This window comes from Ornithinicoccus halotolerans (assembly GCF_009602535.1).
Lineage (GTDB): Bacteria > Actinomycetota > Actinomycetes > Actinomycetales > Dermatophilaceae > Ornithinicoccus > Ornithinicoccus halotolerans.
In genome coordinates this window covers 1-9,457 of sequence record NZ_WIQI01000099.1, presented here as the reverse complement: position 1 = coordinate 9,457, position 9,457 = coordinate 1, and the positions used below count along the sequence as shown (strand labels likewise).

Below are 9,457 nucleotides of genomic sequence, written 5' to 3'. Positions count from 1 at the left end.
GGTGCTCGACCCGGCCGTGCTGCTGCCCGCGCCCGGCCAGGGTGCGCTGGCCGTCGAGTGCCGCGAGGACGACGACGCGGTGCTGGCGGCGCTGGCGCCGCTGGACGACCTCACGGTGCGCACCGCCGTCACCGCCGAGCGGTCCCTCCTGGCCGCCCTGGAGGCCGGATGCACCGCCCCGGTCGCCGCCCTCGCCGAGGACGGCACCGACGGCCTGACCCTCACCGGCTTCGCCGACCTGCCCGGTGGCAGCCGGCGCGCCTCCCGCACCGCCACCCCGACCGACCCACCGAGCCCCACCGATCCCGCTGCGCTCGGGCGCGAGCTGGCCGCCGTGCTGCTCGACATCCCGTCCACCCTGCAGCCTGCGCACACCCACACCCCGGAGCGTGACTCGTGACCACCCACCCCGCCCAGCCGAACCCCGCCGTCGCACCCGCCGTCGAGAGCGTCACCGGCACCCGCGTGGCCTTCGTAGGGGCGGGACCGGGCGACCCGGGCCTGCTCACCGTACGAGCGCGCGACTACCTCGCCGCCGCCGACGTGGTGCTGCTGGACACGGTGCACGACGAGGAGGCGGTACGTCGCCTCACCGGCGCCGAGGTCCGCTTGGTCGACGCCGCCCACGGCAGCTCGGGGCAGAGCCTCACCCAGGGCTCCCGTGCCAAGCTGCTGGTGCGGACCGCCCAGAAGCAGGCACCCGAGGGCGGCCTGGTCGTGCGCCTCATGAACGGGGACCCGGCCGCGTTCAGCGGGCTGGCGACCGAGGCGCTGGCCTGCCGTAAGGCCGGCATCCCGTTCGAGGTGGTGCCGGGCGTGAGCGCCGCCTGGTCGGTGCCGGCTTACGCCGGGGTCCCGCTGACCACCGAGGACGGCCACGAGGTCCACATCGTCGACGGCGCGGACCCGCGGACCGACTGGACCCGTTCGGCCTCCGAGGACGTCACCGTCGTCGTGCTGGGTGACGCGCCGGGGCTCCGGCGCGCACTCACCGGGCTGCGCCAGGCCGGCCGGGACGGACAGACCCCGGTGTGCCTGACCGTCAACGGCACCACCACGACCCAGCAGACCCGGGTCACCGTCCTGGAGGAGGCGCTGGCCGCGCTCGCCACCGACGAGGAGGGCCAGGGGCACTCCCCGACGGTCGCGGTGGTCGGCCGGCAGGTCGAGCTGCGCGAGGAGTTGTCCTGGTTCGAGACCAAGCCGCTGTTCGGCTGGCACGTGCTGGTGCCCCGCACCAAGGACCAGGCCGGCTCGATGGTCGAGCGCATCGGCTCCTACGGGGCCACCGCGAGCGTCGTGCCCACCATCAGCGTCGAGCCCCCGCGCACGCCACAGCAGATGGACCGGGCCATCCGGGGGCTGGTGACCGGCCGCTACGAGTGGATCGGCTTCACCTCGGTCAACGCTGTCCGCGCGGTCCGGGAGAAGTTCGAGGTGCTGGGGCTGGACGCCCGTGCCTTCGCCGGGCTGAAGATCGCCGCGGTCGGCGGGGTCACCGCCGATTCGCTGCGGGAGTGGGGCCTGGAGCCGGACCTGGTGCCCGAGGGCGAGCAGAGCGCCCGCGGCCTGCTGGAGGCCTGGTCGCCGTACGACGAGGTGCTCGACCCGATCAACCGGGTGTTCCTGCCACGCGCCGACATCGCCACCGACACCCTGGTGGCCGGCCTGCAGGAGATGGGCTGGGAGGTGGACGACGTCACCGCCTACCGGACGGTTCGGGCCGCCCCGCCGCCGGCGCCGGTGCGCGAGGCGATCAAGAGCGGCGCCTTCGACGCGGTCTGCTTCACCTCCTCCTCCACGGTGCGCAACCTGGTCGGCATCGCCGGCAAGCCGCACGCCAGCACGGTGGTGGCCTGCATCGGCCCGGCCACGGCCAAGACCGCCGAGGAGCACGGGCTGCGGGTCGACGTCGTGGCGCCGGAGGCCTCCGGTGACGCCCTGGTCGACGCGTTGGCCGAGTTCGCCGCCCAGACCGCCGCGGAGCTGCAGCAGGCGGGCGAGCCGGTGCTGCGGCCCAGCGAGCGCCGCCCGCGCCGGAACGGTTCCCGGTCCCGGGCATGACGGGGCCGGTCCGGCGCCCGGTCGACCGGCCCCGGCGGCTGCGCACCACCGCGGCCGTGCGGGAGCTGGTGGCCGAGACCCGGGTGCACCCGTCCTCGCTGGTTCTTCCGCTGTTCGTGCGGGAGGGCGCCGAAGAGCCGGTGCCGATCGGCAGCATGCCCGGCGTCGTGCAGCACACCCGGGAGAGCCTGCGCCGGGCGGCCGGGGAGGCCGTGGCCGACGGGGTCGGCGGGCTGATGCTGTTCGGGGTCCCTGAGCACAAGGACGCCGTCGGCAGCGGCGCGACCGACCCCGGGGGGATCCTCAACAGCGCGCTGGCCGACCTGCGCCGTGACCTGGGCGACAGCACGGTGCTGATGGCGGACCTGTGCCTGGACGAGTTCACCGACCACGGCCACTGCGGCGTCCTCGACGGTCGCGGCCGGGTCGACAACGACGCCACCTTGGAGCGGTACGCCGCCATGGCCCGCGCCCAGGCCGACGCCGGCGCCCACGTCGTCGGCCCGTCCGGGATGATGGACGGCCAGGTCGCCGTGGTGCGGGAGGCGCTGGACGCCGCCGGTCACACCGACGTGGCGGTCCTGGCCTACACCGCCAAGTACACCTCCGCCTTCTACGGGCCGTTCCGCGAGGCGGTGTCCTCCTCCCTGCAGGGCGACCGGGCGACCTACCAGCAGGACCCGGCCAACCGGCGGGAGGCGCGGCGGGAGCTGGCGCTGGACCTGGCCGAGGGTGCCGACATGGTGATGGTCAAGCCCGCCCTGGGCTATCTGGACGTGCTGCGCGAGGTCGCCGACCGCAGCGACGTGCCGGTCGCCGCCTACCAGGTGTCGGGGGAGTACTCCCAGCTCGAGGCGGCCGCCGAGCGCGGCTGGATCGACCGCGACCGGGCGGTGCTGGAGACGCTCACCTCGATCCGGCGGGCCGGTGCGGACATCGTGCTGAGCTACTACGCCCGGCACGCCGCGCGGCTGCTGCGCGGCTGAGAGCGGCGCCCCGACACCGAGCGGGCCCGGGCGGACAGCACGTCCGCCGGGCCCCGCTCGTCGGTGCCTGGGCCGCCTGCGCGGGGCTCAGCCCTGCGGCTGCACCAGCTGGATGTCGAGGTGGATCTGGACCTTCTCGCTCACCAGCACGCCACCGCTCTCGACGGCGACGTTCCAGGACAGGCCCCAGTCCTTGCGGTTGATGGTGGTGGTGGCCTCGAAGCCGGCCCGCACGCCGCCCCAGGGGTCGTCGGAGGTGCCGTTGAACTCCAGGTCGAAGGTGACCGGGCGGGTGACGCCCTTGATGGTCAGGTCGCCGGTCATCGAGGTCTCGGTGACCTGGGCGGACCGGAAGGTCATCGTGGGGTAGGTCTCGACGTCGAAGAAGTCAGGGCTGACCAGGTGGCCGTCGCGGTCGGTGTTGCGGGTGTCGACCGAGGCCATCTGCACCGTCGCGCTGACCGAGGAGTCGGCCAGCGTCTCGCCGACGACGACCTCGGCGGAGAAGTCGGCGAAGGTGCCGCGCACCTTGGTCACCATCATGTGGCGGGCGGTGAAGCCGACCTCGCTGTGGGCGGCGTCCACGGTCCACGTGCCGGGGATGAGCTGGCTGGGGGAGACGGTCTGCTGCGTCATGGTGGTGGGCTCCTGTCGGGGGGCTGTCAGTGGTTCTCGGTGGCCGTCGAGTGCGGTTCGGCTCGACACTAGGCGGCAACTGTTTAAAGTTCAAATACATTCCCGGGGGTCGGTTACGATGGCGTCGCCGCAGCAGGGTGGTCGTGACGGCAGGGCAGGGAGGTGGCCGCGATGACGGACGAGGTTCGCTGGCTCAGTGAGGACGAGCAGCGGTCCTGGCGCGCCTTCCTGCGCGGCCACCGCATGCTGGCCGAGGCCCTGGACGAGGCGCTGCTGGTCCACGGGATCCGGCTGTCGGAGTACGAGATCCTCTCCATGCTGTCCGAGGCCGCCGGTGGGCGACTGCGGATGTCGGTACTGGCTGACATGGTGGTGCAGTCGCGCAGCCGGCTGACCCACACCGCGACCCGGCTGGAGCGGCTGGGCTGGGTCGAGCGGCACAGCTGCCTGGAGGACCGCCGGGGCGTGGAGCTGGTGCTCACCGACGCGGGCCGGGAGGCGCTGGAGAACCTGTCCAGGGTTCACGTGACCAGCGTCCGGGAGTCGCTGGTGGACCAGATGACGCCCGAGGAGTTCGCCGTGCTCGGCCAGGCGATGGCCAAGGTGGTGGCGGCCCTGGGGGGCGGCACCGAGCGCTGAGCCCGGTTGAGACACTGGGGGCATGAAGGCCGAGCCCTACTCCGACCACGCCCCCGTCTCTGCCGAGTGGTGGAGCCGCGCCCGCCGCTTCATCCCCGGCGGGGTCAACTCCCCGGTGCGGGCCTACGGCTCGGTCGGGGGCACGCCGCGGTTCATCTCCTCGGCCCAGGGCGCCTGGCTGGAGGACGTCGACGGGCGCCGCTACGTCGACCTGGTGGGGTCCTGGGGGCCGATGATCCTGGGCCACACCCACCCGCGCGTGCTGGAAGCGGTGACCCGGGCGGCCCGCGACGGGTTCAGCTTCGGCACCCCTGGCACCCGCGAGGTCGAGCTCGCCGCCGAGATCGTGCGGCGGGTCGAGCCGGTGGAGTCGGTCCGGCTGGTCAGCTCGGGCACCGAGGCGACGATGAGCGCCCTCCGGCTGGCCCGGGCCGCCACCGGCCGCTCGGCCGTGGTGAAGTTCGCCGGCTGCTACCACGGGCACGTGGACGCGCTGCTGGCCTCGGCCGGCTCCGGTGTCGCCACCTTCGGGCTGCCGGACTCGCCCGGCGTGCCCGAGAGCAGCGCCGCCGAGACCATCGTGCTGCCCTACAACGACGTCGAGGCGGTCGAGGCCGCGTTCGCCGAGCGCGGCCAGCAGATCGCCGCCGTCATCACCGAGGCCGCCCCCGGCAACATGGGCGTCGTCCCGCCGGCCCCGGGGTTCACCGAGGCGCTGCGGCGGATCACCCGCCAGCACGGCGCGCTGCTCATCTCCGACGAGGTGATGACCGGCTTCCGCTGCAGCCCGGCCGGCTGGTACGGGCTGGAGGGCCCGTACCAGTCGGGAGCGCCGGACCTGCTCACCTTCGGCAAGGTCATGGGCGGTGGCTTCCCGGCCGCGGCCTTCGGTGGCCGCGCGGACCTGATGGCCCAGCTGGCGCCGGAGGGGCCGGTCTACCAGGCCGGGACGCTGTCGGGGAACCCCGTCGCCACCGCCGCCGGCCTGGCCACGCTGCGGGGGTGCACGCCCGAGGTCTACGCCCGGCTGGAGCAGGTCAGCGGCACCATCGCCGGTGCGGTCGCCGAGCAGCTGGACCGGGCGGGCGTGCCGCACCGGGTGCAGTGGGCCGGCTCGATGTTCAGCGTGTTCCTGCGCGAGGGCGAGGTGCGCCGTTACGAGGACGCCCGCGAGCAGGACACCGCCGCGTTCGGCCGGCTGTTCCACGGCATGCTCCGCCGCGGGGTGCACCTGCCGCCGAGCGCCTTCGAGTGCTGGTTCGTCAGCGCCGCCCACGACGACCAGGCGGTCGAGCACGTGCTGGCCGCGCTGCCCGGGGCCGTCGAGGACATGGTGTCCGGGGACCGCTCAGGCTGATGGGGGACAATCTCGACGTGACCGCGAGCAGCCCTGGCGACGCCCCCCGCACTGTCGTGCACCTGATGCGGCACGGCGAGGTCGACAACCCGCACGGCATCCTCTACGGGCGGCTGCCCGGCTACCACCTGTCGCCGCTGGGCCAGGAGATGGCCACCCGGGTGGCCGAGCACCTGCGGGACCACGCCATCCGGCACCTGGTCAGCTCCCCGCTGGAGCGGGCGCAGCAGACGGCCGCGCCGGTCGGGGAGATCCTGGGGCTCCCCGTCGAGACCGACGAGCGCATCATCGAGGCCAGCAACCACTTCGAGGGCGTGACGGTGGGAGGCGGCCCCAACTGGCTGCGGCGGCCGCGGCACTGGCACCGGCTGCACAACCCCTTGCGCCCCTCCTGGGGGGAGCCCTACCGCAAGATCGCCGCCCGGATGGCCGAGGCGGTCGAGGACGCCCGTGCCGCCGCCGAGGGGCACGAGGCGCTGCTGGTCTCCCACCAGCTGCCGATCTGGACGCTGCGGCGCACCATCGAGGGCCGCCGGCTGTGGCACGACCCGCGCCGGCGGCAGTGCTCGCTGGCCTCGCTGACCAGCATCACCTTCATCGGGTCCGAGCCCACCCGGCTGGACTACTCCGAGCCCGCCGGTGACCTGCTGCAGCGGGCCAGGCCTGGGGCGGGCGCATGACGCCGGGGCGCGCCCGCCTCCGCCGCTGGCCGGCACTGGTCGTCGCGGCCGGCGTGGCGCTGGCCGGCTGCAGCGACGGGGACAGCATCGCCGCGCAGGCCAAGCAGGGCACCCAGCAGGGCTACGTCTCCGGTGACGGGCGGGTGCAGACCGTCCCGCGGGACGAGCGGGACCTCACCCTGCGGATCGAGGGGACCACGCTGGAGGGCCAGGAGTGGAGCTCGCAGGAGCATCGTGGCTCGGTCGTCGTCGTCAACGTGTGGGGCTCCTGGTGCGGGCCCTGCCAGGCCGAGGCGCCGGACCTGCAGGCCGCCTACCAGCACTTCCAGGAGTCGGGAGAGCCGGTGGAGTTCATCGGCGTCAACCACCGGGACAGCGTGGAGACCGCGCTGGCGTTCCAGCGCGCGGAGGGCATCGGCTACCCGTCGCTGCGCGACGACGGCAGCACCCTGCTGGACCTGCAGGGGATGGCCAACGCCCGTCCCAGCACGCTGGTGCTGGACACCGAGGGGCGGCTCGCGGCCCGGGTGCTCGGCCAGGTCGACGAGCCGACGCTGCGGGGGATGGTCGAGGACGTGCTGCCGGGGTGAGCCGGCGTGAGTGAGCTGGTCCTGTCGGGGCCGCTGCTGCTGGCGCTCGGCGTCGCGCTCGCCGCGGGGGTGGTCTCGTTCGCCTCGCCGTGCGTGCTGCCGCTGGTGCCCGGGTTCCTGGGCTACGTGACGGGTATGGCCCCCGGGTCCGACCGCGGCCGGTGGCGGCTGCTCACCGGGGCGGCGCTGTTCGTGCTCGGCTTCAGCGTGGTGTTCGTCGCGATGGGGGTCGTGGTCTCCTCGCTGGGGATGGCGCTGCAGGAGCACCGCGGCCTGCTGATGCGAGTCGGCGGGGTGGCCGTGCTGCTGCTGGGCATCGTCCTGCTGCGCCCGGCCGGCCGAGGCTGGCAGCCGCGCTGGCGCCCGGCGCCGGGCCTGGCGGGGGCGCCGTTGCTGGGCGTGGTCTTCGGGCTGGGCTTCTCCGCCTGCACCGGCCCGGCGCTGGCCGCCATCCAGACCCTCGGTGCTTCGCTGGCCCCGGACGGGGCCACCACCGCGCGTGCCATCGCCCTGGCGCTGGCCTACTGCGCCGGGCTGGGCGTGCCGTTCCTGCTGGTGGCCGCCGGCCTCGGCTGGGCCAGCACCGCCTCGGCCGCCGTGCGCCGCTACCACCACCGGCTGCAGCAGACCGGCGGGGCGGTGCTGGTGCTGCTGGGGGTGCTCATGGTCAGCGGCGTCTGGGACGCCGCCACCGCCTGGGTGCAGACACAGCTGACGTCGAGCTTCACCACGGTGCTCTGATGGCGCCGGGGGAGCATGCCGTGACCACGCAGCCGCGGCTCGGCCCGCGGGGCTGGGCACGGTGGGGCTGGCGACAGCTGACCAGCATGCGCACCGCGCTGGTGCTGCTGCTGCTGCTCGCGGTGGCGGCGGTGCCGGGGTCGATCTGGCCGCAGCGCCCGGTCGACCCGGTGCGGGTGCGGGAGTACCAGGACGAGCACCCGGACCTGGCGCCGGTGCTGGACGCGCTGGGCTTCTTCGACGTCTACTCCTCGCCCTGGTTCGCCGCGATCTACCTGCTGCTCATGGTCTCCCTGGTCGGGTGCCTGGTCCCGCGGACGCGCCAGCACCTGCGCGCGCTGCGGTCCCGGCCCCCGGCGGTGCCACGGCGGCTGGAACGGCTCGCCGAGCACCGCACGCTGCGGGTCGGGGCACCACCGGAGGACGCCGTGGCAGCCGTGCGTCGGGTGCTGCAGCGGCGCCGCTACCGGTTCCGGGACGGCACCGGACCGGTGGCGCTGTCGGCCGAGGGCGGGCGGGCGCGGGAGACCGGGAACCTGGTCTTCCACTTCTCGCTGCTGGCGGTGATCATCTCCGTCGCCGCCGGCCACCTGTGGGGCTGGCGCGGGGAGGTGATCCTGGCCGAGGGGGAGACCTTCACCAACACCGTCGCCGAGTACGACACCCTGCAGCCGGGGCCGTGGGTCGACCTGAACTCGCTGACGCCGTTCTCGCTGACCCTGCAGGAGCTCACCGTCGTCTTCGAGCAGCAGGCCGGCGGCGCCCAGTTCGGCGCGCCGCGGGAGTTCACCGCCACCGTGTCGACCAACGGGCAGCCCGGCGGGGAGCCGGAGCAGCGGCGGCTGGCCGTCAACGCCCCGCTGAGCCTGTCCGGCACGTCGGTGTACCTGCTGGGCAACGGCTACGCCCCGGTGGTGACGGTGCGCGACGGCGACGGGCGGGTGCTCTACCGTGGCGCCACCCCGTTCCTGCCGCAGGATGACCTGTACGCCTCCACCGGGGCGGTGAAGGTGCCCGCCGCCGACCCGGACTGGGGCTTCCACGGGGCGTTCCTGCCCACGCTGCACTTCGACGAGACGGCCGGGCCGGTCTCCACCTTCCCGGACCTGCTCGACCCCGCGCTGGTGCTGGGGATGTACGAGGGCGCCCTCTACCCCGAGGGCCGGCCGCAGTCGGTGTACACCCTGGACGTCTCGCAGATGCAGGAGGTCTACCGCGCGGACGGTGAGCGGGCCAGGCTGCTGCTGCGGCCCGGTGAGACCGTCGACCTGCCCGGCGGCGGCACCATGACGCTGGAGGAGGTGGTGCGCTGGGGCGGCCTGGTGATGCGCCACGACCCCGGGCGGGTGCCGGTGCTGGTCTCCGCGGCCGTGCTGCTGCTGGCGCTGACGCTGATGCTGACGGTGCGCCGCCGCCGGGTGTTCGCCCGGGCCGCCCCCGCCGATGCCGGTGCCCGCCCGAGCGGGGATACTGTGCTGGTGGTCGCCGCACTCGCCAAGGGCTCCGACCCCGCGCTCGGGGAGGCGCTCGACCGGCTCTGCGAGCAGATCCGCGAGGCACTGCCGCCCGCCACCGGCGAGGACCACCCGACGAAGGACCGCCCATGACCGACTACACCCTGGCCGAGGCCTCGAACCTGGCCCTCTACGCCGCGCTGGCCGTGCTCACCCTGGCCATGCTCGCCTTCGCGGTCCACCTGGCCGTGCAGGGCTCGGCGCGCGCCGCCGCACCCGAGCGCGCCGCGACCGGCGTCGGGGCGTCCGG

General features: G+C 74.5%; 9 protein-coding genes and 1 pseudogene. 9 read left to right on the top strand and 1 reads right to left on the bottom strand.

Annotated elements, in window-relative coordinates:
* The 3 genes and pseudogenes from GFJ45_RS13360 to hemB all read left to right on the top strand — a co-directional run.
* A pseudogene (locus GFJ45_RS13360) lies at positions 1–400 on the top strand (hydroxymethylbilane synthase); the annotation flags it as partial.
* On the top strand, positions 397–2,064 hold the full coding sequence (locus tag GFJ45_RS13355) for a bifunctional uroporphyrinogen-III C-methyltransferase/uroporphyrinogen-III synthase (protein WP_153398027.1): 1,668 nt from the start codon (positions 397–399) through the stop codon (positions 2,062–2,064). The pseudogene GFJ45_RS13360 and the gene GFJ45_RS13355, both read left to right, overlap by 4 nt.
* Positions 2,061–3,050 carry a porphobilinogen synthase gene (hemB, locus tag GFJ45_RS13350; protein WP_153398025.1) on the top strand — a complete coding sequence of 330 codons (990 nt, stop codon included), beginning with the start codon at positions 2,061–2,063 and terminating at the stop codon, positions 3,048–3,050. Before GFJ45_RS13355 ends, hemB begins: the two co-directional genes overlap by 4 nt.
* An 87-nt stretch (positions 3,051–3,137) precedes the next feature.
* Here the strand turns inward: hemB and GFJ45_RS13345 are convergent, their stop codons facing one another.
* A complete protein-coding gene (locus tag GFJ45_RS13345) occupies positions 3,138–3,686 on the bottom strand; it encodes a YceI family protein (RefSeq protein ID WP_153398023.1) in 549 nt (182 codons plus the stop codon).
* A 171-nt stretch (positions 3,687–3,857) separates the two neighbouring features.
* On the opposite strand from GFJ45_RS13345, the gene GFJ45_RS13340 reads away from it, so the two are divergent.
* Genes GFJ45_RS13340 through resB form a run of 6 tightly spaced genes read left to right on the top strand, consistent with a single transcriptional unit; the run spans position 3,858 to position 9,300 of the window.
* Positions 3,858–4,325 carry a MarR family winged helix-turn-helix transcriptional regulator gene (locus GFJ45_RS13340; protein WP_153398021.1) on the top strand — a complete coding sequence of 156 codons (468 nt, stop codon included), beginning with the start codon at positions 3,858–3,860 and terminating at the stop codon, positions 4,323–4,325.
* Between the two features lie 22 nt (positions 4,326–4,347).
* On the top strand, positions 4,348–5,682 hold the full coding sequence (gene hemL, locus GFJ45_RS13335; protein WP_153398019.1) for a glutamate-1-semialdehyde 2,1-aminomutase: 1,335 nt from the start codon (positions 4,348–4,350) through the stop codon (positions 5,680–5,682).
* A gap of 17 nt (positions 5,683–5,699) precedes the next feature.
* A complete protein-coding gene (locus GFJ45_RS13330; protein ID WP_456093925.1) occupies positions 5,700–6,362 on the top strand; it encodes a histidine phosphatase family protein in 663 nt (220 codons plus the stop codon).
* Positions 6,359–6,952 carry a TlpA family protein disulfide reductase gene (locus GFJ45_RS16445; protein ID WP_194288669.1) on the top strand — a complete coding sequence of 198 codons (594 nt, stop codon included), beginning with the start codon at positions 6,359–6,361 and terminating at the stop codon, positions 6,950–6,952. The genes GFJ45_RS13330 and GFJ45_RS16445 overlap by 4 nt, the downstream gene beginning before the upstream one ends.
* Positions 6,953–6,958: 6 nt before the next feature.
* Entirely contained in the window at positions 6,959–7,693 is a 735-nt protein-coding gene (locus GFJ45_RS16440; protein ID WP_194288668.1) for a cytochrome c biogenesis CcdA family protein, read from the top strand.
* Positions 7,694–7,713: 20 nt separating this feature from the next.
* Positions 7,714–9,300 carry a cytochrome c biogenesis protein ResB gene (gene resB, locus GFJ45_RS13320; protein ID WP_228387017.1) on the top strand — a complete coding sequence of 529 codons (1,587 nt, stop codon included), beginning with the start codon at positions 7,714–7,716 and terminating at the stop codon, positions 9,298–9,300.
* Positions 9,301–9,457: the final 157 nt, after the last annotated feature.